At 49.9% G+C, this 26,180-nt stretch carries 17 protein-coding genes and 1 pseudogene; 9 read left to right on the top strand and 9 right to left on the bottom strand.

Annotated elements, in window-relative coordinates:
* Window positions 1-56: 56 nt before the first annotated feature.
* Genes aroA through gyrA form a run of 4 tightly spaced genes read right to left on the bottom strand, consistent with a single transcriptional unit; the run spans window position 57 to window position 6,203 of the window.
* Window positions 57-1,361, bottom strand: a complete 1,305-nt coding sequence (gene aroA / locus CWI83_RS01825) for a 3-phosphoshikimate 1-carboxyvinyltransferase (RefSeq protein WP_126824920.1) — start codon at window positions 1,359-1,361, stop codon at window positions 57-59.
* Between the two features lie 6 nt (window positions 1,362-1,367).
* Entirely contained in the window at window positions 1,368-2,477 is a 1,110-nt protein-coding gene (hisC, locus tag CWI83_RS01820; protein ID WP_126824917.1) for a histidinol-phosphate transaminase, read from the bottom strand.
* A gap of 8 nt (window positions 2,478-2,485) precedes the next feature.
* Entirely contained in the window at window positions 2,486-3,571 is a 1,086-nt protein-coding gene (gene serC, locus CWI83_RS01815) for a 3-phosphoserine/phosphohydroxythreonine transaminase (RefSeq protein ID WP_126824914.1), read from the bottom strand.
* Window positions 3,555-6,203 carry a DNA topoisomerase (ATP-hydrolyzing) subunit A gene (gene gyrA, locus CWI83_RS01810; protein ID WP_126824911.1) on the bottom strand — a complete coding sequence of 883 codons (2,649 nt, stop codon included), beginning with the start codon at window positions 6,201-6,203 and terminating at the stop codon, window positions 3,555-3,557. Before gyrA ends, serC begins: the two co-directional genes overlap by 17 nt.
* 152 nt (window positions 6,204-6,355) lie before the next feature.
* On the opposite strand from gyrA, the gene ubiG reads away from it, so the two are divergent.
* The 6 genes from ubiG to CWI83_RS01780 all read left to right on the top strand — a co-directional run bounded on the left by ubiG (window position 6,356) and on the right by CWI83_RS01780 (window position 12,111).
* A complete protein-coding gene (ubiG, locus tag CWI83_RS01805; RefSeq protein WP_126824908.1) occupies window positions 6,356-7,066 on the top strand; it encodes a bifunctional 2-polyprenyl-6-hydroxyphenol methylase/3-demethylubiquinol 3-O-methyltransferase UbiG in 711 nt (236 codons plus the stop codon).
* Window positions 7,063-7,710 (top strand): phosphoglycolate phosphatase, encoded by a 648-nt coding sequence (gph, locus tag CWI83_RS01800; RefSeq protein ID WP_126824905.1) that lies wholly within the window; start codon window positions 7,063-7,065, stop codon window positions 7,708-7,710. Before ubiG ends, gph begins: the two co-directional genes overlap by 4 nt.
* Before the next feature lie 252 nt (window positions 7,711-7,962).
* Entirely contained in the window at window positions 7,963-10,305 is a 2,343-nt protein-coding gene (gene nrdA, locus CWI83_RS01795; protein WP_126824902.1) for a class 1a ribonucleoside-diphosphate reductase subunit alpha, read from the top strand.
* A gap of 14 nt (window positions 10,306-10,319) precedes the next feature.
* Entirely contained in the window at window positions 10,320-11,450 is a 1,131-nt protein-coding gene (nrdB, locus tag CWI83_RS01790; RefSeq protein ID WP_126824899.1) for a class Ia ribonucleoside-diphosphate reductase subunit beta, read from the top strand.
* 14 nt (window positions 11,451-11,464) lie between these two features.
* Window positions 11,465-11,728 (top strand): class I ribonucleotide reductase maintenance protein YfaE, encoded by a 264-nt coding sequence (yfaE, locus tag CWI83_RS01785; protein WP_126824897.1) that lies wholly within the window; start codon window positions 11,465-11,467, stop codon window positions 11,726-11,728.
* Between the two features lie 116 nt (window positions 11,729-11,844).
* Window positions 11,845-12,111 carry a GrxA family glutaredoxin gene (locus CWI83_RS01780; protein WP_126824895.1) on the top strand — a complete coding sequence of 89 codons (267 nt, stop codon included), beginning with the start codon at window positions 11,845-11,847 and terminating at the stop codon, window positions 12,109-12,111.
* Here CWI83_RS01780 and hrpA read toward each other — a convergent pair.
* Window positions 12,091-15,825: pseudogene (gene hrpA, locus CWI83_RS01775) on the bottom strand (ATP-dependent RNA helicase HrpA); the annotation flags it as partial. The gene CWI83_RS01780 and the pseudogene hrpA overlap by 21 nt on opposite strands.
* A 66-nt stretch (window positions 15,826-15,891) precedes the next feature.
* Window positions 15,892-16,926 carry an isoaspartyl peptidase/L-asparaginase family protein gene (locus CWI83_RS01770; protein WP_126824890.1) on the bottom strand — a complete coding sequence of 345 codons (1,035 nt, stop codon included), beginning with the start codon at window positions 16,924-16,926 and terminating at the stop codon, window positions 15,892-15,894.
* Between the two features lie 163 nt (window positions 16,927-17,089).
* Between CWI83_RS01770 and sbcB the strand changes: the two genes are divergently transcribed.
* Together sbcB and CWI83_RS01760 are read left to right on the top strand one after the other, a co-directional pair.
* Window positions 17,090-18,541, top strand: a complete 1,452-nt coding sequence (sbcB, locus tag CWI83_RS01765; protein WP_126824887.1) for an exodeoxyribonuclease I — start codon at window positions 17,090-17,092, stop codon at window positions 18,539-18,541.
* A complete protein-coding gene (locus CWI83_RS01760) occupies window positions 18,538-20,157 on the top strand; it encodes a GMC family oxidoreductase (protein WP_126824884.1) in 1,620 nt (539 codons plus the stop codon). Before sbcB ends, CWI83_RS01760 begins: the two co-directional genes overlap by 4 nt.
* On the opposite strand, the gene CWI83_RS01755 is transcribed toward CWI83_RS01760, so the two are convergent.
* Together CWI83_RS01755 and CWI83_RS01750 are read right to left on the bottom strand one after the other, a co-directional pair.
* Complete coding sequence (locus tag CWI83_RS01755; protein WP_126824881.1) at window positions 20,154-22,484, bottom strand: efflux RND transporter permease subunit; 2,331 nt, start codon at window positions 22,482-22,484, stop codon at window positions 20,154-20,156. The two genes, CWI83_RS01760 and CWI83_RS01755, sit on opposite strands and share 4 nt — an antisense overlap.
* Before the next feature lie 15 nt (window positions 22,485-22,499).
* Window positions 22,500-23,648, bottom strand: coding sequence for a WD40/YVTN/BNR-like repeat-containing protein (locus CWI83_RS01750; protein ID WP_126824879.1), 1,149 nt, complete (start codon window positions 23,646-23,648; stop codon window positions 22,500-22,502).
* Window positions 23,649-23,875: 227 nt separating this feature from the next.
* On the opposite strand from CWI83_RS01750, the gene CWI83_RS01745 reads away from it, so the two are divergent.
* Window positions 23,876-25,231 (top strand): DUF1329 domain-containing protein, encoded by a 1,356-nt coding sequence (locus CWI83_RS01745; protein WP_126824876.1) that lies wholly within the window; start codon window positions 23,876-23,878, stop codon window positions 25,229-25,231.
* Window positions 25,232-25,293: 62 nt separating this feature from the next.
* Here CWI83_RS01745 and CWI83_RS01740 read toward each other — a convergent pair whose 3' ends face one another.
* Complete coding sequence (locus CWI83_RS01740; protein ID WP_126824874.1) at window positions 25,294-26,169, bottom strand: NAD(P)-dependent oxidoreductase; 876 nt, start codon at window positions 26,167-26,169, stop codon at window positions 25,294-25,296.
* Window positions 26,170-26,180: the final 11 nt, after the last annotated feature.

Genomic DNA, 26,180 nt, shown 5'->3' with positions numbered 1-26,180 from the left:
CAATTATACGGATTTTGAGCGAAAATGCACGTTTATTCGGCGTAAAACAGCCGCAGTTATTGACACAAACGCGTGAATTCAGAGAAAAACTCAGGATAGGTTTTGGCGCAACAATCAGGGTCGCAAATGGTCACCCCACTGGCGCTAAAGCCAAGCAAAGCGAAGCTCATCGCCATCCGATGATCATCGTAGGTGGTAACTTCTGCGTGCTGTAACTTGGCAGGAGGCTCGATACGAATGCTCGAACGCGTCAGCTGCACAGTCGCCCCAAACTTACGCAGCTCAGTGGCCATTGCTTCGAGTCGATCGGTTTCTTTGATCCGCCAGTTCTCGACATTTTCTATGACGGTCGCTTTGCGCGCGAACAACGCAAGCGGAGCAAACGTCATGGCGGCATCTGGAATGGCATTAAAATCGCCGCTAATTCCCTGCCACTTCCCCCCTAATACATCGATATAATGGTCGGTTATTTCCAGCTTAGCACCGCCTTTGGCGAGCCACTCGGCAAAGGCAATATCTCCCTGTAGCGATTTGCTTCCCACCCCATGGATGCGCAGTGGCCCACCACCGAGTAAGCCTGCTGCCAACCAATATGAGGCGGCACTGGCATCGCCCTCAACCCAATAACTGCGGGGGCTTTGATACTTTTGTTCGCCGCGGATCATAAAACTCTGTTTGCCAAGCCGCTCGATGTGAATACCAAATTGCCGCAACATGTTAATCGTAAGACGAATATAGGGCCAAGAAACGACCTCACCTTTTAGCTCTAAAACGCTGTCGCCAGGCAACAACGGCAGTGCCATAAGTAGCGCGGTGACATATTGTGATGAGGCACTTGCATCGAGAACAAAACGCCCGGCTTGCAAACCGCTCTCGACCTGTAGCGGTGGATAACCCGCGTTGTTGCGATAGCGAATCGCTCCCTGCTGCGCCTGTAAAGATTCAACCAACGCCGCAATAGGACGTTCTTGCATGCGGGCATTGCCCGTTAGCGTGATCTGTTGAGATGCTTGCAACGTTGCCGCTAACACAGCCAGCAAGGGGCGCATCGCAGTCCCTGCATTACCAAGGTCTAACTCAGTTGCGCTAAGCATCCAGCGCCCACCACACCCTTCAACCGTAACCTCAGTCGGATCAGCTTGGTTTTCGTCAACCGTTACGCCCAACTGGCGCAACGCACCCAACATATGCTGGGTGTCGTCGCTCCGTAATAGATTGGTCAGAGTGGTACGTTGCCCTTGCGGACAAAGCGCTGCCATCAACAGCGCTCGATTAGCAATACTCTTTGACCCTGGTAGCTTGACCTCACCTCGACATTGCGTGAGGCCGCGCAGAGTCAGTTTATCGACTGCGGATGCCAAAGTGCCTCAGCCTTCCGCCAAGATCGCCTGCATCGCCTGAATAAAGACCTCATTCTCTTCTTTCAGACCGATACTGACGCGTAAATGACGCGGCAATTCATAACCAGCCACCGGCCGCACGATCACGCCACGATGTAATAGTTTGGTGTAAATTTCAGCGGCGTTATCACCCACTTCAATGGTCAAAAAATTACCGCGCGAAGGGATGTAATCAAGGTCATGCTGTTCACAAAACGCAATCAGTTGCGCCATGCCTTGCTTATTCAGCTCCACCGCTTCAGCAAGATAATCGTGGTCATCTAAGGCGACTTCGGCCGCTTTTAAACTGAGGCTATTCATATTAAATGGTTGCCGAATGCGGTTCATGTAATCGGCCACACTCGGATGAGAAATGGCATGACCGGCACGCAAACCAGCAAGCCCGTAGGCTTTTGAAAAGGTCCGACTGACAATCAAATTCGGGAATTCCGCGACCCAGCTCACCGACGGCGCGCGTTCTGCCGCGTCAACGTACTCGTAGTAGGCTTCATCTAACACGACCAACACGTTCGTCGGAACTTTCTGCAAGAACGCGTACAGTTCAGCACTGGTTAAGAAGGTTCCGGTTGGGTTATTTGGGTTTGCGATAAAAATCATGCGTGTGGTCGAATCAATCGCCGCCGCCATCGCATCCAAATCATGTCCATAGTTTTTCGCTGGAACCGCAACACCACGCGCGCCAATGGCTTGAGTGACGAGCGGGTAAACTACAAAGGCATGCTGCGAGAAAATCACGCTATGTTGATCACTCACAAAAGTTCGCGCCAGCAACTCTAAAACGTCATTCGAACCATTACCAAGGGTGATCTGGTTCATCTCAACGCCAAACTGTTCAGCGATTTTAGCCTTGAGGTAATAGCCATTTGCATCCGGATAACGCGCTAGGTCTTCAATTTCCGCTGCGAGCGCTGCCTTAACCTTAGGGCTAATGCCGAGTGGATTCTCGTTCGAGGCAAGCTTAACAATATCCTTGATGCCAAGTTCACGTTCAAGCTCTTCAATCGGCTTCCCAGCTTGATAGGGATGTAACTCTTGAACTCCAGGATTTGCGAGTTGTTTGGCATTAAATTCTGACATGATGAAAATTAACCGTAACGTTGTTCAAAATCTTGCATGAATGAAACCAGCGCTTCTACCCCTGCCATCGGCATTGCATTGTAGATACTGGCTCGCATTCCGCCCACAAACCGATGTCCTTTTAGGCCTACCAAACCATGTTGTTCAGCTTCGCTCAAGAAGGTTGCATTAAGTGCATCATCGGCAAGTAAGAAGGGTACGTTCATTATTGAACGATAGGCAGGGTGAACTGGATTTGAATAGAACCCAGAGTTGTCAATATATGCGTACAAATGCTCTGCTTTGGCTCGATTGAGCTTGCCCATCGCAGCCACACCACCTTGTTGCTTCAACCACTTAAAGACCAGCCCAGCTAAATACCAAGCAAAGGTATTGGGAGTGTTGTACATCGAGCCATCAGCCGCTTGCACGGTGTAATCCATAATGGTCGAGACCGATTGCTGCGGTGCCCCAAGCAGATCTTCACGGACGATAGCTATGGCGAACCCTGACGGTCCAATATTTTTCTGTGCGCCAGCATAAATCACGCCAAAGCGCGAAACATCGAGCGGTTCAGAGAGAATATTGGACGACATATCGGCCACAAGCGGTGCTTCAACTGCAGGGATCTGGTGTAGCGCAACCCCATCTACTGTCTCATTTGGACAATAATGGAAATAAGCTGCCCGCGGATTGACCTGCCACTGTTCAACTGGCGCAATCGCCCGCCCTTGTTCAGTGTCAACTTGACCGGCCACGCGATTGACCGACGCCAAATATTTCTCGGCTTCGCGAATGGCAAAGCCCGACCAAATCCCGCAATCCAAATAATCGGCGCTATCTGTGCTACTGGCGATATTCTGCGGCACCGCACTGAACTGACCGCGCCCGCCTCCGTGCATAAACAGCGTCCGATAATTATCCGGCACGGCCATCAATTCGCGCAGATCACGCTCGGCTTGATGGGCCATTTCAAGAAACGCATCGCCGCGATGACTCACTTCCAGCACCGAACAACCGGTGCCATTCCAATCAAGGAACTCAGCTTGCGCCTGTTCCATCACTGCAACCGGCAACATTGCCGGTCCAGCAGAGAAATTATACAGTTTCGTCATCGTCGTTTTGGTCTTGTTCAGCTTCTGCTGCCGCTAATTCAGCTGGATCAACTGGCTCCAAGCTATCGACTTCATCATCTTCATCGATATCGTCAACCCGCTGTAATCCAACTACCAATTCATCTTGTCCGGTGCGAATCAAACGGACACCTTGGGTATTCCGCCCCACCACAGATACTTCGCTCACACGCGTTCTGACGAGTGTGCCCTTATTACTAATCAACATGATTTGATGTTGATCAACAACTTCAAGAGCCCCGACGACTGTGCCATTGCGCTCGCTTACCTTAATCGATACCACACCTTTGGTGGCGCGGCTCTTAGCAGGATACTCAGAAAGTGGTGTGCGCTTACCGTAACCGTTTTCAGTTACGGTCAGAATCGCCGGCTCTTCGCCTTCTTCCGCAGTTTCGTAGTGCTGTGGAACAATCAGGCTAACGACTTTTTGCTCTGGCTCTAAGCGAATACCGCGAACCCCAGTTGCAGTACGACCCATCGAGCGGACTTGCTCTTCACTGAAGCGCACCACTTTACCGGCATCAGAGAACAACATCACGTCATCCCCTGCGCTGGTCAGCGCCACGCCAATCAGCTCATCGCCATCATTCAAGTTCAAGGCAATGATACCGCCGTTACGTGGACGCGAGTAATCGACCAATGGCGTCTTCTTAACCGTACCGTTGCGAGTCGCCATCAAGACAAATTTATCCTCTGGATAATCACGCGTCGGCAAGATTGCGGTAATGCGTTCCCCCTCTTCCAATGGCAATAAATTGACAATTGGACGACCGCGCGAGGTCCGTGTTGCCAATGGCAACTGATAGACCTTCATCCAGTAGATACGACCTCGAGTTGAGAAACACAGAATCGTGTCATGAGTATTGGCAACCCAGAGCCGTTCAACGAAGTCTTCGTCTTTCATTTTGGTTGCGGCTTTACCTTTACCACCACGGCGCTGCGCTTCATATTCAGTCAATGGCTGATACTTAACGTAGCCCGCGTGGGACAAGGTGACCACAACATCTTCTTCGTTGATCAAATCTTCCATGCTGATGTCGTGCGCAGCTGCAGTAATTTCAGTGCGACGCGCATCACCAAAGTTCGCTTTAATGGCTTCTAACTCTTCGCGAATAACTTCCATCAAGCGGTTTGAATCACTCAAAATCAGTAACAGCGCTTCGATTTGTGACAGCAAGCCACGATATTCATCAAGAATTTTCTCGTGCTCAAGCCCAGTTAACTTGTGTAAGCGCAAATCAAGAATCGCTTGCGCTTGCTCTTCAGTTAAATAGTACTGGCCATCACGAATACCAAATTCTGCTGGCAAATGATCAGGACGCGCTGCATCGACTCCGGCGCTAGCCAACATCGCAGCGACATCGCCCAACTGCCAGGCACGGCTGGTCAGCCCAGCGCGAGCTTCTGCTGGCGTTGGCGAGCGGCGAATGAGTTCGATCACTTCATCAATATTGGCAAGTGCAACAGCGAGCGCTTCGAGAATATGAGCGCGCTCACGGGCTTTACGTAATTCATAAACTGAGCGACGCGTCACCACTTCGCGACGGTGGCGAATAAAGCACTCAAGCATATCGGCAAGGTTAAACAAGCGTGGCTGGTTCTTATCCAAGGCCACCATGTTAATCCCAAACACCACCTGCATTTGGGTGTTGGCATAGAGATGGTTAAGGATAACTTCACCGACTTCGCCGCGCTTCAATTCAATAACAATGCGCATGCCGTCTTTATCCGACTCATCACGCAAACCACTGATACCCTCGAGCCGTTTCTCTTTCACCAATTCAGCGATTTTTTCAATCAAGCGCGCTTTGTTCACCTGATATGGAATCTCGGTGACGATAATGGCTTCACGACCATTGCTATCGGTTTCGATTTCAGCACGTGCACGCAAATGAATACGACCGCGGCCGGTGCGATAGGCTTCAATAATGCCTGCTCGGCCCGAAATGGTAGCTGCGGTGGGGAAATCAGGGCCCGGGATATACTCCATCAATTCATCAATAGTGATATCCGGCTTGTCGATCATGGCTAAACAGCCATCGATCACTTCGGTTAAGTTGTGCGGCGGAATATTGGTCGCCATCCCCACCGCGATACCCGAAGAACCATTCACTAATAAGTTGGGCACACGAGTTGGCAGGACATCTGGAATTTGTTCAGTGCCATCGTAGTTCGGCACAAAGTCGACCGTTTCTTTATCAAGGTCTGAAAGCAGTTCAGCAGCGATTTTCGCCATCCGAATTTCGGTATAACGCATGGCCGCGGCTGAGTCACCATCGACTGAACCAAAGTTACCTTGGCCATCGACCAACATATAACGCAGCGAGAATGGCTGTGCCATCCGCACAATTGTGTCGTATACCGCACTATCACCGTGTGGGTGATATTTACCGATCACGTCACCGACGATACGCGCCGATTTTTTGTAGGGCTTGTTATAGTCATTCTTCAGTTCGTTCATCGCGAACAAGACGCGTCGGTGAACGGGCTTCAAGCCATCGCGGACATCAGGCAAGGCTCGTCCGACGATAACGCTCATTGCGTAATCGAGATACGAGCTTTTTAATTCATCTTCAATATTGACCGGAACGACTTCTCTGGCGAGATCACTCATACTTTTATCCCTAAACGACCGTACTTTTTATAATAATTGCGTGTGTCCTATTGTAACCTCTGCTCGAGGCCATGACACCCTTTTTAAGGCGCTTTTTTTAACGCATTAGGTTAGGTACACTGTACCCACTTTTGCGCCGTTAAAGAAGTCCTATGAACACGAAATCGAATGTTGACCCTGCAGAAATTGAAAAATTTAGTGCGATCGCATCACGCTGGTGGGATCCAGAGGGTGAGTTCAAACCGCTACATTTAATTAATCCACTGCGCCTCGACTATATTCAACGCCAAGCTGACGGGGTCTTCGGTAAGCGCGTGCTTGATGTCGGCTGCGGTGGAGGCTTACTCGCTGAGGGGCTCGCGAAACAAGGTGCACAGGTCACCGCTATCGACATGGCAGAAGCCTCGCTGCAAGTCGCTCGCTTGCATGCCCTTGAGAGTAAAGTTGAGATTGATTACCGCTGCGTTGCCGCAGAGCAACACGCCACTGAAGCGCCAGCGCAATATGATATTGTCACCTGTCTTGAAATGCTTGAGCACGTCCCTGACCCAGCCAGCATTATCAATGCCCTTGCCAAATTAGTGAAACCAGGTGGCTTGGTCTTTCTTTCGACCCTGAATCGAAACGCCAAGTCTTGGTTGCTTGGTATCGTTGCTGCCGAGTATGTGCTGGGCTGGGTTCCGAAAGGCACGCACCAGCACAACAAGTTCATTCAACCTGCTGAGTTACTGCAGATGACCGACCAAGTTGGCTTAGAAGCAACACACATGACGGGCATGCACTATTTACCATGGCGCGGCTTTTATTTAGATAGTAGTAATGTCGATGTGAACTACATCGTCTGTTTGGAGCGCCCTGCATGAGTGCCGTATTATTCGACTTAGACGGCACCCTGCTTGATACCGCACCCGATCTCGGTGCAGCATTAAATCAAGTCCTCAGTGAATACGGTCGCCCTGCAGTTGCTGCGAGTGAATACACACCGATTGCATCGCACGGCTCGGCTGGACTTCTTAAATACGGTTTTGGTGAAGATTATTTTAACGCCCATCGCGAGACCTTACGGACCCGTTTTTTAGACATTTATAATAACAATCTTGCCCAGTACACCCAGCTATTCGATGGGGTTCAGCAATTGCTTGAGGCGTTAAACCGGCGCGGCTTTGCCGTTGCGATTGTCACCAACAAGCCGGGCTTTTTAACCGACCAGCTGGTCCCTCAGTTTCCTGCTCTAGCGGCAATTGAAGTGGTGGTGAGCGGTGATACCGTAGCGCGGGCCAAACCGCATCCTGATCCGATTCTACACGCAGCAGAACTGCTAGGAGTGGATCCAACCACAGCCTGGTACGTCGGCGATGCAGAGCGCGACATCATTGCCGGTAAGGCCGCCGGTATGCGTACCGTCATTGCAGACTATGGTTATATTCACGCTGATGAGTCGCCACACTTGTGGCAGGCTGACCATCGCATAAAAACCCCACTCGAATTGTTAGATTTATTGCCTTAAAAAAAATTTTTTAAGGCTTGCTTTTTATAAAATCTAGTTAGGTCAAGGGCTTTAGGGAATGTCACCTGAGCCCTCGAGCAAAAATCTCAAATTTCGTTAAAAAATCCGCTTGATCATAGCCCGTTGTCTGTCTACATTAGGCATAGTCTTAGACACCATATATTGTGTGTTTTGTGCGCTGCTTACCAATTAACCACACAATATCTTGTGTCCCCATAAAACAGTTAAATATAACGATAACGGGTGCGCAACATGAACAAGCAACTCTTCGTAACCAAGCGTAGCGGCGAACGTGAACCGCTTGATTTGGACAAAATCCATCGCGTCATTAGCTGGGCCGCAGAAGGTTTAAATAACGTCTCCGTCTCACAAGTTGAAATCAAGTCACACATTCAATTCTACGATGGGATTAAAACCGAAGATATTCATGAAACAATCATCAAAGCGGCCGCTGATTTAATTTCAGAAGACGCGCCCGATTATCAATATTTGGCCGCGCGCTTAGCGATTTTCCATTTGCGTAAATTAGCCTACGGCCAATTCGAGCCACCTCACCTGTTTGACCAAGTCACTAAAATGGTCGCAGCGGGTCGCTACGACAAACACCTCCTCGAAGATTACAGCGAAGCTGAATTCGCGCAAATGAACGACTTTATCGATCATAGCCGCGACTTGAACTTCTCATACGCAGCGGTGAAGCAACTTGAAGGGAAATACCTGGTACAAAACCGCGTAACCGGTGACATTTATGAAAGTGCGCAATTCTTGTACGTACTCGTTGCTGCATGCTTGTTCGCAAACTATCCACGCGAGACGCGGATGGATTACATTAAGCGTTTCTATGATGCCGCATCTCAGTTCAAGATCAGTTTGCCGACGCCAATTATGGCCGGTGTGCGCACCCCAACGCGTCAATTCAGCTCATGTGTACTGATTGAGGCCGGCGATAGTCTCGATTCGATTAACGCCACCGCAAGTGCGATTGTTAAATATGTCTCACAGCGTGCGGGCATTGGTATTAACGCGGGTCGTATTCGTGCCCTCGGTAGTCCGATTCGTGGCGGTGAAGCGTTCCACACTGGCTGTATTCCGTTCTACAAATATTTCCAAACGGCTGTTAAAAGTTGTTCGCAAGGCGGCGTGCGCGGTGGTGCAGCAACCTTGTTCTATCCACTTTGGCACCTTGAGGTCGAGAACCTGTTGGTATTGAAGAACAACCGTGGTGTGGAAGAAAACCGGGTCCGTCATCTCGACTATGGCGTGCAGTTCAACCGCTTAATGTATCAGCGCTTGATTAAAGACGATTACATCACCCTGTTTAGCCCGTCTGACGTGCCTGGTCTGTATGAAGCATTCTTTGCTAACCAGGCTGAATTCGAGCGTTTATATACACAATACGAGCAAGATGAATCGATTCGTAAAAAGCGCATCAAAGCCATCGAATTGTTCAGCTTGTTTATGCAAGAACGTGCCAGTACTGGTCGTATCTACCTGCAAAACGTTGACCACTGCAATACGCACAGTCCGTTTAACCCTGAATATGCACCGATTCGGCAGAGCAACTTGTGTCTTGAAATCGCACTTCCGACCAAGCCACTCGAGCATGTTAATGATGAGAATGGTGAAATCGCTCTGTGTACCCTTTCGGCATTCAACCTCGGCGCGATTAAGTCGCTTGATGAACTTGAAGAGCTGGCTGAACTTGCAGTTCGTGCGCTCGATAGCCTGCTTGATTACCAAGAATATCCGGTTCCTGCAGCATACAACGCAACCATGGGGCGGCGTACACTCGGTATCGGGGTCATTAACTATGCCTATTACCTTGCGAAAAATGGTGTACGTTATTCCGATGGTTCGGCCAATGCCCTTACCCACAAAACCTTTGAGGCGATTCAGTACTATCTGATGAAAGCTTCGGTGAACCTTGCCAAGGAATTGGGAGCTTGTCCGAAATTCAACGAAACCACCTACTCGCAAGGGATCATGCCGATTGATACCTATAAAAAGGATCTCGATGCGGTCTGTACGGAAGAACTCCACCTTGATTGGGAACAGTTACGAGCCGATGTACAGCAATACGGCATGCGCAACTCAACCCTGTCGGCCTTGATGCCATCTGAGACCTCATCGCAGATCTCAAATGCGACCAACGGCATCGAGCCACCACGTGGCCATATCAGTATCAAAGCATCAAAAGATGGGGTCACTAAACAGGTGGTGCCTGAGTATGAAACCTTAAAAGATGCCTATGAACTGCTTTGGACGATTCCAAGTAATAAAGGGTATCTGGAATTGGTTGGCATCATGCAAAAATTCGTTGACCAAACCATTTCAGCCAATACCAACTACGACCCGAGCAAGTTTGAAGGCGGCAAAGTGCCGATGAAGCAACTCCTGCAAGACTTGCTTTATGCGTACAAACTCGGGGTAAAAACCTTGTATTACCACAATACCCGTGATGGCGCATCGGACAATCAGGTTGATCTGCGCGACAAAGTCGATCAGCAACAGCGCGACGCAGAAAATGCGAATGGTGCGACAGTTGCTGTCGAGCAGGAAGATGATGATTGTGCCGGCGGTGCATGTAAAATTTAAGAGGCAAATGCGCAATGAGTTACTCTACGTTTAACAAGAATCAAAGTGATCCATTGAACGAACCTATGTTCTTTGGGAACTCGGTCAACGTGGCCCGTTATGACCAACAAAAACATAGTATTTTTGAGAAACTTATCGAAAAACAAATCAGCTTTTTCTGGCGTCCAGAAGAAGTTGATGTAAGCCGTGACCGGGTCGATTTCCAGAACTTGACCGACAGTGAAAAGCATATTTTTATTTCGAACCTGAAATATCAAACCTTGCTTGATTCAATCCAAGGCCGCAGCCCAAACATCGCCCTGCTGCCGATTGTTTCGATTCCAGAGCTTGAGACGTGGATTGAAACCTGGTCGTTCTTCGAGACCATTCATTCGCGTTCATACACGCATATTTTGCGTAACCTGTTCTCTGACCCGAGTGAAGTGTTCGAAGACATCGTTATTAACCAAGAGATTCAAAAGCGCGCGAACGATATTTCGCAGTATTATGACGACCTCATTTTCTACACTCAGTTGTGGCAAACCCACGGTGAAGGCGAAATCGAGGTCGACGGTGAAGTACATAACGTCACCATGCGCGAACTGAAGAAAAAATTGTTCTTGTGCATTAACTCAGTTAACGCACTTGAAGCCATTCGGTTCTATGTCAGCTTTGCCTGCACCTTTGCTTTTGCCGAGCGCGACTTGATGGAAGGAAACTCGAAAATCATTCGCTTAATTGCGCGTGATGAGAACCTCCACTTGGCTTCAACTCAGCAAATCATCAACCTCTGGCAGTACAATAAAGACGACCCAGAGATGCGTGAAATCGCTGAAGAATTGCGCGAAGACGCCCTCGCAATCTTTATGAAAGCTGTCGAACAGGAAAAAGAGTGGGCGCATTATCTATTCAAAGATGGCTCAATGATCGGCCTTAACGAAGATATGCTGTGCCAATATGTCGAATACATCGCTAACCTACGGATGGAAGCCATCGGCTTCGAACCACCGTTTAAACAGCGTAGTAACCCGCTCCCATGGATGAACAAGTATCTCGTTTCAGATAACGTTCAAGTGGCGCCACAAGAAGCTGAAATCAGTTCATATTTGGTCGGTCAAATTGATAGCCAAGTATCGGCAACAGACCTCGGAGACTTTGAGCTGTAAGGCGCGATGCAATCATGAGCAAAACCTTCAAAGTCACAATTAACGGTCAGCATTCGCTGACCGTTTCCGATTCTGACGATAAATCATTGCTCGAGAGTCTCGAGGCCCAGAAGGTTCAACTCCATTACCACTGTCGAGAAGGCTTCTGTGGCGCCTGCCGCAGCAAGTTGGTGAGCGGTGACGTGACTTATATCAACGAGCCCCTCGCCTTCGTTCGTCCCGGTGATTGCCTCCCTTGCTGCTGTGTCCCCGCCTCCGACCTCGAACTTGAGCATTAAACTACTCTCGCGTATCAATTCTACCGAATGTTGTAATAGGGAAAACTTATTGGTTTTTCCACACAAATTGTAAGAAAATAGTGCACATATACTTTTCAAGCTTAAGGAGCAACCGAGTGTTTACAGTGATTTTTGGACGTCCAGCATGTCCGTATTGTGTTCGTGCGAAACAAATTGCCGAGAAGCTCGCTGAGCAACGCGATGATTTTGAGTTCCGCTATATCGATATGTATGAAGAAGGCATCAGCAAAGCTGACCTTGAAAAGACGGTCGGTAAGCCGGTTCACACGGTGCCGCAAATTTTCATCGATGAGCAACACATCGGTGGTTGCACTGAATTTGAAGCCTATGCGCGTGAGAATTTAGACCTTTACGCCAGCTAAAGCCGTCTTCACTCGCTTCTCTGATACGGGGAAGCGAGTTCCAAGCGTCTGCGCAAAAAAGCTCACCCGCAACTCTTCTAACATCCAACGAATCGAATTCAACTCACTTAACGCCTGATAATTCCCAAGCCGCTCGGCCTTCGCGAGCAGTTCAGTGTAGTCTTTCTCGAGCTGATTTAAGGTCAGCAGCTGCAACCGATCACGGTTTGGATCGGCAGGCAACTTATCCAAACGTTTTTCAATCGCCGCCAGATAACGCGTCACATCCGCCAGCCGCGCAGCCCCCAGTTCACTCACAAACTTAGGATAAACCAAGCCCTCAAGTTGCTGCTTAATATCGCCATGGGCTTGAATTTGATCCAGTGGTACCCGCCCTTTCAAGCGCTTTTTGACATTCTGTGATTGCACCAGTATCCGCTCAACCTGGCTCGCAATCTCGGTGACCGCATCATTCAAATGGGCCCGCGCATGCTCAACCAAGGCACTAAACTCAGCTTCGTTGCGAACCTCGCCCGCTTGCTCAATCATTTGGTCTAGCGCCGCATTCACGCAATCATCAAGCAGTTGCTCGACTTTGCCCCAAGGGTTGTAATACATGGCCAGCTTGGCCTTGTTTGAGAGGGTTTGTTGCAAATAGTTAATTGGCGAGGGTAATTGCAGCTTCAATAAATCGCGCAGACCCCGCTGATGCGCTTGCTCAGCCTTTTCGGGTTGCTCAAACAGCTCAACTTTGACGCCTGCTGCGCTCGCAACCAAACCTGGATAGGCTTTGACTGAGTACGCCCCTTTGCGTTGCTCAACGACTTTAGCAAGCTCACCGAAACTCCAGTTCTTCACATATTCCGGCGTTGCTTGCGCCTGTGCCTGCACGACCTCGGCCACGGCTGCTTTGGCGCGCCCCTGCAAACTGCGCTGCAACTCGGTTAAATCGCGCTGCTGCGCAATACGTTGATGCGTTTCATCCACCACTGCGAAGTTCATCCGCAAATGGTCGGGTAGCAACTCTGGCTGCCAGGCATCCTCAGGAATTGTCACCCCAGTCATGCGGCGAAACTTGGCCGTTAGCGCCTCTAACAATGGCAGTTGCCGTGCTTGTTCATCCACATCAGCCAAGAAAGCTTGGGCATAATTCGGTGCAGGGACAAAATGCCGGCGCAAAGTTTTTGGTAACGATTTAATCCAGGCAATCACCAAATCCTCTTGTAACGCTGGAATAAGCCAATCAAAGCCTTGATTCTTTACTTGGTTTAACAGCGCGAGAGGGATCTCCAAAGTCACCCCATCATCTTCCGTGCCCGGCTCAAATTTGTAGAGCAACGGCAATTTCAGGTCGCCCTGCTGCCAAAAATTTGGATACGCATCTGCGGTCACATGATCCGCTTCTTGCGCCATTAACTGCTCGCGCGTAAAAAACAGTAGTTTCGGCTCATTTTTACTGGCCTTATGCCACCAACCCGCCAGCAATTGCTCGTTATAAATTTGCTCGGGGATCAGCGCATCATAGGCTGCAAATAGCGCTTCGCTATCAATTAAAATATCCCGCCGCCGCGATTTTTCTTCAAGCTCACGGACCCCTTCGATTAAATCGAGATTATGCTGAATAAAGGGTAATTGGCGCTTAAGCTGGCCTTCTACCAAACCCTCTCGAATAAAGATTTCGCGTGCCGCAACAGGCGCAACTGGACCATATTGAACCTTACGCCGCGGCACAATAATTAAGCCAAACAGGGTCACTTGCTCATCAGCGACCACCGAGCCTTGGCGACGGCTAAAGTGTGGATCTAAGTACTGACGTTTAACCAAGTGCTGAGCGAGTGGCTCAATCCATTCCGGCTCAATTTTGGCATTTACGCGAGCATACAAACGGGTCGTTTCAACCAGTTCGGCGGACATCACCCATTTCGGCGACTTTTTAAATAAACCTGAGCCCGGGAATATAAAGAATTTACGCTGGCGCGCGCCTTGGAACTCGAATTGCTCAGCTTTTGTGCCAATATGCGAAAGCAAACCACTGAGCAAGGCGCGGTGAATGGCCTCGTAATTCGCCGGCTCTGAATTAATCGGTAAGCCAATCTCGCGCACGGTTTGGCGAATTTGGGTATACACATCTTGCCATTCGCGAATCCGTAAAAAGTGCAAAAACTCCTGCTTGCAGCGTTTGCGAAACTGACTTTTCGAAAGCTCATGTTGTTGCGTTTGCAGATAATTCCACAAATTTAAATACGCCATAAAGTCTGAGTCTTTATCGTGAAAACGCTGATGCAAGGTGTCCGCTTTTTGCTGCGCCTGTTGCGGTCGCTCACGCGGATCTTGAATACTCAACGCCGCAACAATCACCATGATCTCTTGGATACAGCCGTAATCGCGGGCGGCCAGTACCATTCGAGCCAAGCGCGGATCAAGCGGCAGCCGCGCAAGCTGACGGCCAAGTGGCGTGAGCCGAATCCCGTGTTTACGCGAGTGCTGCGGTTTTAACGCATGCAACTCTTGCAACAGATTCATACCGTCTTTGATGAAGCGCTCATCGGGCTTTTGAATAAACGGAAAACGGCGGATGTCGCCCAGGCGCGCGGACGTCATTTGCAAAATAACCGCCGCTAAATTAGTCCGCAAAATTTCCGGATCGGTATATTCCGGGCGCTGCAAAAAATCTTCTTCAGAGTAGAGTCGCAGACAAATCCCCGGACCGATTCGACCACAGCGCCCCATTCGCTGATTGGCACTCGCTTGGGAAATTTTTTCAATCGGCAATCGTTGCACTTTGGTGCGATAGCTGTAACGACTAATTCGTGCTGTGCCTGGATCAACCACAAAGCGGATCCCCGGTACCGTCAACGAGGTCTCAGCTACATTGGTTGCAATCACGATACGGCGCCCGCTATGAGGCTGGAAGATACGATTTTGTTCCGCTGCGGACAAGCGTGCGAATAAGGGTAAGATTTCCGTATTTGTTAGGTCCAACTCGTGTAGGGCTTCAGCAAAATCACGGATCTCGCGCTCACCACTAGCGAATATGAGCACATCTCCTGCACCTTCACGCTCAATCTCAGCGATGGCATCGCACACACCCTGTACCACATCGTCATCATCATTCTCTAACGGCCGATAGCGCACCTCAACGGGAAAAGTCCGGCCGCTTACGGTGATGATAGGCGCCTCACCGAAATGCTTGGAAAAACGCTCCGTCTCGATGGTTGCAGAAGTGATAATCAGTTTAAGCTCAGGGCGTTTTGGCAAAATTTTTGCTAAAACTCCAAGTAAGAAGTCGATATTAAGGCTGCGTTCGTGGGCTTCATCGATGATGATCGCATCATATTGACGCAGCAGCTGGTCATTCTGCAATTCGGCTAACAACATGCCGTCGGTGAGCAGCTTAATTGCCGTGCCCGCTTGCGTCTGGTCTTGGAAACGAATTTTGTAACCCACCAAGGAGCCAAGTTCAGTTTCAAGCTCACTGGCAATCCGCTGCGCTACACTGCGCGCGGCAAGTCGCCGCGGCTGGGTGTGAGCAATTAAGGTTTTGCCGCCATGCGCCGCTTTACCATAGCCAAGTTCCAATAGCATTTTCGGCAACTGAGTGGTTTTACCGCTGCCCGTTTCACCGGCGACGATAATCACTTGATGCGCTTGAATCGCGGCTTGAATCTCAGCTTTTGCTTGAACAACAGGTAATTCTGCTGGGAACTTGATTGGCTGCAAATCAGCAAACCTCTTTGCGGGCTACAGAGGCTGCTAATTTTAACAGCCTCGTGCCGCAATGACTACGCTAGAGCGGAGAGTTTATTGCGCTTCATCTGCGTATATGGAGACGACAGCGGCCTCGTCGCCAACACGTTTGGCGCGATACATACCTTCGGTGTTAAACGGCATGTGAACGTTGCCTTCATGGTCAACAATGATCACACCACCGGTCCCACCAGCTGGCAACAAGGTATCAAAAATCACCGCATCACCTGCCGTTTGCACATCTTCACCGAGGTACTTCATGCGGTTACAAATGTCCGCGGCAACATGATAACGGATAAAGTATTCCCCATGGCCCGTTGCACTTACCGCACAACTTTCATTATCGGCCCAAGTGCCCGCGCCAATAATCGGCGCATCGCCAACCCGGCCATAACGCTTGGCGGTCATACCACCGGTCGAAGTGCCCGCAGCGACGTTCCCCTGTTGGTCAATCGCTACCGCACCGACGGTACCGAATTTGTAATCGACATCGAGTTGCGCCATCGCTTGCTGATTGGCTTGCTCCATTGCCGCTTTAACGCGCTCTAACTGCTGGCGCCGTTGGTCAGTATTAAAATAGCTGTTTTCAACCAGTTCGAGGCCCTGCTCGGCAGCAAATTGCTCCGCCCCAGCGCCACTTAGCATAACGTGCACTGAATTGGTCATCACCTTCTCGGCGAGGGCAATTGGGCTTTTAACTGTGGTCACGCCAGCAACCGCGCCAGCCTCGCGCGTGGCGCCGTCCATAATCGAAGCGTCGAGTTCATGGATGCCATCGTAGGTATACACAGCCCCACGACCTGCATTGAAAAACGGCGAATCCTCAAGGATCTGAATCGCTGCAATGATCGCTTCCATACTGGCTCCACCGCTGGCCAAAATCTGATGGCCCGCATCAACGGCTTCTTTAAGCTTAGCGCGATAGGCGCGGTCTTGCTCAGCTGTTAAATTTGCCCGCGAAATCGTTCCCGCACCACCGTGAATAGCGATCGCAATGGGATGAGTTTCGCTATCACTGGCCAAAATCGCCGGGCTCATCGCCGCAGCGGCAAGTAACGCAAGTGCACTCATACTTGAAATAAATTTCATTGCCTAAGTCCTCTGTTCGACTAACGTTATTCATAGTGCCACCGCTGTCGTTCAGATACCACTCGTTCTATCGGGCAAATTACGCATTCGAGCGAGTTGAATGCTTGCGCAAAATCAAGCGCATGGTTATGGTTGAGGTAAGACCAATTTGTATCTGAGTATTATGGATCCGCAACTAACTTTTTACTGGCATGATTACGAAACTTGGGGGGTAAATCCACAACTTGACCGCCCCTCGCAATTCGCAGGTTTACGCACTGATCTCGAGCTTGAACCCTGTGCGCGTCCGTTGCGGCTTTATTGCCAGCCAAGCCAAGAATTTCTGCCGCAGCCAATGGCGGTCTTGGTGACGGGTATCACGCCACAGTACGCCTTACAAAATGGCACGATTGAAGCCGAGTTTGCTAACCGTATTGCGGCTGAATTTAGTCAAGCGAATACCGTGACGGTGGGTTACAACAACATCCAGTTCGACGATGAAGTCACCCGCTATTTGTTTTATCGCAATTTTCACGACCCCTATGCGCACACTTGGCAAAACGGCAATAGCCGCTGGGATCTGATCAACTTAGTGCGGGCCTGTTATGCCCTGCGCCCAGAGGGAATTCAGTGGCCGCAACACGATGATGGTCGGGTCAGCCTTAAACTTGAAGATTTAACTCGCGCAAACGGCATCGATCACGGGCAAGCCCACGATGCCATGGCTGACGTTTATGCCACCATTGCCATTGCCAAATTAATTAAAACGAAACAACCACGCTTGTTTGATTTCGCTTTTCAGCATCGCGGTAAAGCCGCTTTGAAAAAGCTCATCGCCGAAGCCGAGCAAAGCGCTCAACCGCTGCTGCATGTGCATGGGTTTTACGGTGCAGATAACGGCTATACCAGCTTTATCATGCCCCTCGATGAACATCCGGATCAACCCAATCAGCTGATTTATTGGGATTTACGCTGTGACCCGCGGGCCTTTCTTGAGGCAACAGCTGAGACCATGCGCGAGCGCCGCTTTATGCCTAAGCAAGAGCGTCTAGAACAACAACTCGAAGCATTTGGCGGTAAAGTCCTCGCCCTTAATAAATGTCCATTTCTGGCACCGATTAAAGTTCTCTCAGAACAGCGTGCCAGCGAGCTCGACATTTCAGTCCCCGAGTTAATCGAGCGCTATCAATGGTTACGGCAACAACCCGAATTCCGCCAACGGGTCATCGATGTCGTCAGCGAGCAACGTGACTATCAACCCCATCCTTCGCTGCAAGATCCTGATTTTGAGCTTTATAGCGGTGCGTTTTTCAGTGATCACGATCGTCAAGCGATGACCATGATCCGCGCGACCCCGCCAGAGCAACTGGCTGGCTTGAGCTTGCAATTTGAAGATGAGCGCATCCCCGAAATGCTGTTTCGCTATCGCGCCCGCAATTATCCTGCGACTTTGAGCGCAAATGAACTCGCTCGTTGGCGCGGATTTTTACAACAACGTCTGCTCGAGCCACCCAAAGGTGCTTTGAGTACGCAAGAATTTATCGAACAACTTGAACAACTTATGCTTGAGCATCAAGACCATCCGCATCAACAGCGGTTGCTCTATGACCTCTATCGCTATGTGGAGAGCTTATGACCTCACTCCCTGCCCACCCTGATTTTATTATTGTTGGTGGCGGTTCTGCCGGCTGTGTGTTGGCCGACCGTCTGTCCGCCTGTGGGCGATACCAAGTGGTGTTACTCGAGGCGGGTGGCGATGGCAAATCTATATTTGTCGACATGCCAGGTGGCGTGGCCCGCTTTATGCGTAGCTTTAAATTTAATTGGATGTATCGCAGCAAAGATCGCGCTCCCTTGCGCAAAGGCAAAGGGCTCTATACTCCGCGCGGAAAAATGCTCGGTGGCTCAAGTGGTATCAATGCCATGATCTACACCCGTGGCGCCCCCATTGATTACGCTCATTGGGAAAGTGAAGCTGGCCCTGACTGGAGCTATCAGTCGATGCTCGAGACCTTTAAAGCCCTTGAGCAGAACCAGCGCGGCGCCGATGCCTACCATGGCGACTCAGGGCCGCTTTATGTAAGCGATAATCCGACTCACTTTGCCGTCGCTAAAGCGTTTGTAGAGGCTGGACAGGAATATGGCTTACCTTTTAACCCTGATTTTAACGGTGAGTCACTCTATGGGGTTGGCCCATACCAGTTTACTATTAAAGATAAAATGCGCTGGAGCGCGCGCCGCGCCTTTTTAGAACCCGCGCGCGCCCGCAGTAACTTAACCGTCATCACAGACACCTTAGTTGAGCGTGTGGTATTTGAGCAGCAACGTGCTGTTGCGGTTGAATTCCGTCACCGCGGCGCACTTAAGCAACTGCATGTGAAGCATGAAATTATTGTCGCCGCGGGAGCCATCAACTCACCGCAACTGCTGATGCTATCGGGGGTCGGCCCTGCCGCCGAACTACAGAAGTTCGACATTCCAGTGGTCAGTGATCGTGCTGAGGTGGGAGCCAATCTGCAAGAGCATGTCGATGTTACCCTGCACTTTAAAAACAAAGCAAAAGACGGCATTACCTTAAGCCCCGCCGGATTATGGCGCTTAGGACGTGAATTATTGCGTTACCGCCGTGATAAAAGCGGCAGTTTCGGGGTATCTCCTTGTGAAGTTGGTGGCTTCCTTCGCAGCGACCCATCCGTTGAAACACCGGATATGCAATTGCACGTGGTGCCGACGTTATTTAATGACAGCGGCTATGACTTAAGTCCTGCGGTCAAACACGGCTTCTCCTGCCATGTCTGCGTGTTACGACCGAATGCTCGCGGCAAACTCTCATTGCAATCGGCCGATCCGAAGCAAGCGCCCCACTTCGAATATCGCTTTTTAGATAATGTCGAAGACCAACAAGTGCTGTTAAATGGTGTGCGTCAAGTCCAAGCGATTATGCGACAGCCCGCGATGGAGCCGTTTAATGGCGGTGAACTGTTTCCAAAGCCCGATCAGAGCGATGCCGATTTACTCAAAGAGATCCAAGAAAATATTGGCCTGATTTATCACCCTACCAGTACCTGTCGGATGGGTAGAGATGACAATGCAGTGGTGGATGAGCGTTTACGCGTGAAAGGTGTCAGTGGCTTACGAGTGATTGACGCATCGATTATGCCACGGGTAGTGAGCGGCAACACCAATGCGCCCACCATGGCCATCGCGGCGAAGGGTGCCGACTTTATCTTAGCCGACACCCCAACCGCTTAATGAATCTGCTTGCCGAAGCGCGCAAATAAGCGCGCCAAGGCAGGGATCAGAATCAAGGCACCGAGCATATTCCACAGGAACATAAAGGTTAACAAGATACCCATGTCTGCTTGGAACTTGATCGGCGAAAAGATCCAAGTTGCCACCCCAATGGCGAGGGTTAAGCCAGTGAAACCAACGGCTTTACCTGTGCTATCGAGCGCATATTTGTAGCAGTCATCAAGGTGCATGCCCTGCTCTAAACCTTCTTTGATCTTGGTGTAGATATAAATCCCGTAGTCGACCCCAATACCTACGCCAAGGGCGATAACAGGCAAGGTCGCAACTTTCACACCAATCCCGAGTACAGCCATAAGACCCTGACTCATAATGGTGGTTAACATCAGTGGCAAGACGATACAGATCACCGTACGAATGCTACGGAAGGTAATCAAACAGAGCACAATCACGACCCCGTAGACCCACAATAACATCTCGTATTGGGCATCTTCGATAACCGAGTTAGTTGCCGCTTCGATGCCTGAATTACCGGCTGCCATCAGCAGTTCGAGGCCTTCTTGTTGATAGCTCTGATTAAAGTTATCAACCGCAGCCACCACAGTTTTCAGCGTCTCTGCTTTGTGATCATTCAAATAGATGATGATCGGCGCCATCGAACAATCTGGGTTAATAAGACCCGGCGGTGTGCGACTGGTATTGGCATTGAGCACGTACTGGTTGCGATTCAAGCTAAACCACTTGAGGTTACCTTCGTTCAGCCCGTAACCGCCCATTTTCGCCACATACACAACCGATTTAACATCCTGCACACCAGGGGTGTTCTGCATGTGCCAGCTAAAACGATCCATCACTTCGAGATTGTCATACGCAATACACTGGCTTGGCTCGGTTTCAGCCATGACCACGAAGATATCGGTGCTCGAACTATAGTTGTCCACGATGAACTGGTTATCGAGATTATAGCGGCTGTCTGGACGCAACTCTGGTGCACCCGCATCAAGGTCACCGATTTTCATCTGCTGACCGTAATACAGCCCCCAACCTAAACCAATCAAAGCAACAACGAGCGCTGTGTAAGCGTATTTAGGGCGTGAGAAATGGGTAAAGAAGTTCAGCACCGGGTGACGCTCGCCACGCACTTTGGCGGTATATTCCGTGCCTTTCGGTGACACCCCGATGTACGACATGATCAGTGGCAACAAACCAAGATTGGTCAGAACCACAACCGCAACCCCGATACTGGCGGCAATGGCGAGTTCTTGAATCACCGCAATATCGATGACCATCAAGGTGGTAAAGCCGATCGCGTCAGAGACCAACGCAGTTAAACCAGCAATATAGAGGCCACGGAAGGCTAATTTCGAGGAGTCGAACTTATCGTGCCCATCGACGCGGTTATTCGCGATTGCGTTAATGATCTGCACGCCATGGCTGACCCCAATCGCGAACACCAAAAACGGCACTAACATCGAGTATGGGTTAATCCCGCTTCCAATCAATTTAATGATGCCCAACTGCCAGACCACAGCAATAAATGAGCACGACAATACCGCTAATGCGCTACGCCAACAGCGGCTGTAGATATAAAGCATCAACAAGGTAATGATGATCGCCAATAAGAAGAACAAGCCAACCTGCTCGGCTCCTTCAATCAAATCACCGATAATTTTTGCAAAGCCAGTGATATGAATCTTGATGGTGTCGCTTTCGTATTTATCTCGAATCAGGTTTTCAAGGTTTTCTGAAAACTCCTGATAATCAAGCGCTTCACCCGTATCTGGATTCACCTCATTAAGCGGCACATAAATAAGCGCAGAGCGGAAATTGTTGGCGACTAAGTTACCCACTTCACCCGAGCGCAGAATATTGGTGCGCAATTGGTCAAGTGACGCGGCAGATGCATCCCAAGTATCGGGAATCACAGGTCCACCCACGAAGCCTTCTTCGGTCACTTCACTCCAGCGCACGTTTGGCGTCCAAATACTCTTTAAGCCACTGCGATCAACGCCGGGTATAAAGAACACTTCGTCGGTGACTTCTTGCAGCAACTTTTGGTATTCAGGCGTAAAAATATCACCGTCAGTCGTTTCAACGGCAATCCGCACCACGTTACCAAGGGTGGATAAATCATCCGCATGTTTAAAGTAGTTTTGAATAAACGGATGATTGGTCGGAATCATTTTTGTGAAAGACGCTTCGGGGCGCACCTGGCTCGCATGCCAAGCTAAAAACGCCGTCAGCAGCGCAAAAATCACAAACCAAAACGGTCGGAATTTGAATAACGCTTTTTCCAGCACGACCTCAGTTGTATGAATCTGTTTCGACATCTTAATGTTAACCTTTTATTGGCTGGCTTGACTGAGGTCCGCTTGCACTTCAAGCACCCCACGTTGACCGACAAGCGTATAGCTGCCATCTGCATTGGTGATAATATCCGTCAGGCTTGCACCACTGTTATGGCGTTGCTGACTCATTTCACCGTTGGCAAAAATCTGCGCCATCAACCCGGCATTGCCCACTAAAATCACACTACCGTCAGGGCCATCGATGATTTGGTTGATGTTGACGCGATCGTTAATCGCCAGAGGTTCAAATTCTGCATCGGCATGCTCGGCGACAAAAATATTTCCGCGCAAGCCAGCAACCCAAACCCGCTCAGATTGATCGACGAATACCTCAAAAAATGAGCCGTAATACGGCGAGTCAAGCATGATCCAACTGTCACCTTGATCGTCACTGCGGAAAATTTGCCCGCCTTCGCCAACCGCGTAGACTGAACCTTGACCATAAGTTAAAGCATTGATGTGCAAACCATCTGGGTTCTCGATACGTTGATCGAGCATTTCCCAACTTTGCCCGCCATCTGTCGAGCGCAACAGCGTGCCATAGGCACCTGCAACAAAAATGGTTTGGCTATCTATGGCTAACACATCCAAAAACGGCTTAGTGGGACCCTCTTCGCGCGCAAGTTCAGCTGATTCAGCGCGGAATAAGGCTTCTTCGAGCTGAAATTCGAGATCATCGCGCTCTGAAAACGATGAATTATCCGGTAAGTTGTCGACTTCCTCAGCGAGCTGCTCAGCGACTTGCTTATAATGCTCAATTTGCAACTCGATAAAATCAAAACCATCCATTTGCCGTTGCCAGCTTTGGCCTCCGTCAGTAGTGGTCATGACCACGCCATGGTGACCAACCGCCCAGCCTTGCTCAGCATTGGCAAAACTCACTGCCGTCAGTAATACACTGGTATCTACCGCAGCTTGCTGCCAGTTCGGCGCATCCTCATCGCGATAAATCACCACCCCAAAGTCACCCACCGCCACTTGACGTGAACCCGCTTTGGTAATTTCGGTCAATGTCGCGGTTGACGCTTTTGGCGCTTGCATTGCGGGAGTCAGCATCACGTCATAATCGGTTACGGTCTCAGCCGCAACGGTAGGTAGCCCGAACAGGGCTAGCATGACGCCACTCCAAGCTGTAATTCGTCCCATGGAACCCTCTTGATCTTCTTGTGTCTTAGAATTGTAATGGTAACAGTTGCAAAATTTCTACAGGCAATACATCCTATGCATATTTCGCGGGAGGTCAAACCAGCTGTTACAATACAGCGAGACTTGACCAAACGCTAGTAGCAGATGGGCATTTTAATTGTCGTGGTTTTGCGGTACTTTAATCGGGTACACAATAATAAGTACTTCTGTACAACAAGGAAAACTCTATGAATAAACTAATGCTTAAAGCCGGTGTATTTGCGCTTTCAGTTATTTCGGCAAGTGTTATGGCTAAAGTTAGTCCTGAGGAAGCTGCACGGTTAGGTCAAGACCTCACCCCAGTTGGAGCTGAAATGGCAGGTAATGCCGACGGTTCAATTCCTGCATGGACGGGTGGCTACAGTGTTACAGCTGATGGGGAAATCCCAATGCGCCCTGCTGACCCATTCGCTGACGATGAAATTCTGTTCACCATCACCAATGCTAACTTAGACCAGCACAAAGAGTTTTTGTCGCCTGGTCAAATTGCGATGTTCAACAAGTACCCAGATTACAAGATGAACATCTATCCAACTCGCCGTACAGCGGCCTACCCACAAGAAGTGTATGACGTAATTGCAAAAAATGCAGTGAACGCTGAGCTTGTTGCGGGCGGTAACGGTCTTGCTAACTTTGACAAGCACGTGCCATTCCCGATTCCTGCAAATGGTCTCGAGGTAATTTGGAACCACGTCACGCGTTATCGTGGTGGTGCGGTACAGCGTTTGGTGAACCAATTCCCAGTACTTGAAGACGGTAACTTCGTGCCAGTCTTGCTGCGTGAATCTTTGGTTTTCCCTGAGTACATGCAAAGCGGCCGTACTGAAGACGATGACAACGTACTGTTTTACTTCTTGCAAGAAGTTCTCGCCCCAGCACGTTTGACTGGTACTGTTTTGCTGGTTCACGAAACGATTGACCAAGTTAAAGAAGGCCGTCGTGCATGGCTTTATAACGCAGGTCAACGTCGTGTCCGTCGTGCACCGAACGTAGCGTATGATGGTCCAGGTACTGCGTCTGACGGTCTGCGTACCTCAGATGGTCTGGATATGTACAACGGTGCCCCAGATAAATACGAGTGGGAACTAGTTGGCAAGCGTGAAATGTACATTGGTTACAACAACTACAAGTTGATGGATCCAAGCCTAACTTATGATGAAATCATCAACGCTGGGCACATGAACCAAGACTTGATTCGTTATGAAAAACACCGTGTTTGGGAAGTGAAAGCAACCCTTAAAGATGGTGAGCGTCATATCTACGCTGTGCGTCACATGTTTTTCGATGAAGATACGTGGGGTGCATCAGTCGTTGATCATTATGATGGCCGTGGCGAACTCTGGCGCGTGGGTGAAGCGTACAATACGCAGTTCTACTACCACGATACACCTTGGAACGCTGCCGAAGCGCTGTATGACTTGAACTCAGGTCGTTATATCGTGCTTGGTCTTGCTAATGAAGAGTCTGAGTTTATGAACTTTGACATCGAGCCAGAGCGTCGTGACTTTAGCACGTCTGCCCTGCGTCGTATGGGTATCCGTTAAGGGTCATTCTTCAAAATAAAAACCCCGCAATTGCGGGGTTTTTTTATGGTATGAATTAAATCTTAATCGCGCTCGAGTCGCGCCAGTAGACTTGAAGTATCCCAGCGGCTTCCGCCCATTTTCTGCACTTCAGCATAAAATTGATCCACTAAAGCGGTGAGTGGCAAGCTTAGCCCTTGGCGCTCTGCCTCAGTTAAAGCAATTTTTAAATCCTTGCGCATCCAATCCACCGCAAAGCCATGCTCGTACTCACCTTGCCACATGGTTTTATAACGGTTCACCATCTGCCACGAGCCTGCGGCACCTTGCGAAATTGCGTTAATCAGCGCATCTGGGTCTAAACCGACTTTACGCGCCAACTGTAAGCCTTCAGCCAGCCCCTGGACCACGCCTGCAATACAAATTTGATTGACCATTTTCGCCAACTGACCAGAGCCTGCGGGCCCCATATATTGACGCGTTTTACAGTAACTGGCGATGATGTCATCAGCGTTTTCTATGGCCGCTTGGTCGCCGCCAATCATCGCTGTCAGCACACCATTGATTGCGCCCTGCTGGCCACCAGATACTGGCGCATCAAGAAACAGCCCGTGGCGTGCGTGTACTGCTTCAGCCAGCTCTTGGGCAAGCTCTGCCGAGGCCGTCGTATGATCAACCACAATCGCGCCGGGCTTGAGCTGCGCTAACAGGCCATCGTCGCCGTAAAAGACGCTGCGCACATCATCGTCATTGCCGACACAAACCGCGATAAAATCACAACCAGCGGCTGCCTCTCGAGGCGTTTTTGCGACCTCACCCTGATACTCTTGCTGCCATGCTAACGCTTTCGCATGGGTGCGGTTATAGACGCGGGTCGCATAGCCTTTTTGCTGCATATGGCCGGCCATGGGATAGCCCATCACCCCAAGCCCAATAAAGGCGCAGTTAAACTGTGTCATAACTGATTCTC

Origin of the sequence: Pseudidiomarina taiwanensis, assembly GCF_003987435.1 — a bacterium.
GTDB classification, from domain to species: Bacteria; Pseudomonadota; Gammaproteobacteria; order Enterobacterales; family Alteromonadaceae; genus Pseudidiomarina; species Pseudidiomarina taiwanensis.
This window is presented reverse-complemented; position numbering and strand designations above follow the sequence as displayed.

Excerpts from the sequence above, each read along its gene's own strand:
- hisC (WP_126824917.1), bottom strand. The coding sequence starts at position 2,477 with ATGTCAGAATTTAATGCCAAACAACTCGCAAATCCTGGAGTTCAAGAG.
- serC (WP_126824914.1), bottom strand. The coding sequence starts at position 3,571 with ATGACGAAACTGTATAATTTCTCTGCTGGACCGGCAATGTTGCCGGTT.
- gyrA (WP_126824911.1), bottom strand. The coding sequence starts at position 6,203 with ATGAGTGATCTCGCCAGAGAAGTCGTTCCGGTCAATATTGAAGATGAA.
- ubiG (WP_126824908.1), top strand. The coding sequence starts at position 6,356 with ATGAACACGAAATCGAATGTTGACCCTGCAGAAATTGAAAAATTTAGT.
- gph (WP_126824905.1), top strand. The coding sequence starts at position 7,063 with ATGAGTGCCGTATTATTCGACTTAGACGGCACCCTGCTTGATACCGCA.
- nrdA (WP_126824902.1), top strand. The coding sequence starts at position 7,963 with ATGAACAAGCAACTCTTCGTAACCAAGCGTAGCGGCGAACGTGAACCG.
- nrdB (WP_126824899.1), top strand. The coding sequence starts at position 10,320 with ATGAGTTACTCTACGTTTAACAAGAATCAAAGTGATCCATTGAACGAA.
- yfaE (WP_126824897.1), top strand. The coding sequence starts at position 11,465 with ATGAGCAAAACCTTCAAAGTCACAATTAACGGTCAGCATTCGCTGACC.
- CWI83_RS01770 (WP_126824890.1), bottom strand. The coding sequence starts at position 16,926 with ATGAAATTTATTTCAAGTATGAGTGCACTTGCGTTACTTGCCGCTGCG.
- sbcB (WP_126824887.1), top strand. The coding sequence starts at position 17,090 with ATGGATCCGCAACTAACTTTTTACTGGCATGATTACGAAACTTGGGGG.
- CWI83_RS01760 (WP_126824884.1), top strand. The coding sequence starts at position 18,538 with ATGACCTCACTCCCTGCCCACCCTGATTTTATTATTGTTGGTGGCGGT.
- CWI83_RS01755 (WP_126824881.1), bottom strand. The coding sequence starts at position 22,484 with ATGTCGAAACAGATTCATACAACTGAGGTCGTGCTGGAAAAAGCGTTA.
- CWI83_RS01750 (WP_126824879.1), bottom strand. The coding sequence starts at position 23,648 with ATGGGACGAATTACAGCTTGGAGTGGCGTCATGCTAGCCCTGTTCGGG.
- CWI83_RS01745 (WP_126824876.1), top strand. The coding sequence starts at position 23,876 with ATGAATAAACTAATGCTTAAAGCCGGTGTATTTGCGCTTTCAGTTATT.
- CWI83_RS01740 (WP_126824874.1), bottom strand. The coding sequence starts at position 26,169 with ATGACACAGTTTAACTGCGCCTTTATTGGGCTTGGGGTGATGGGCTAT.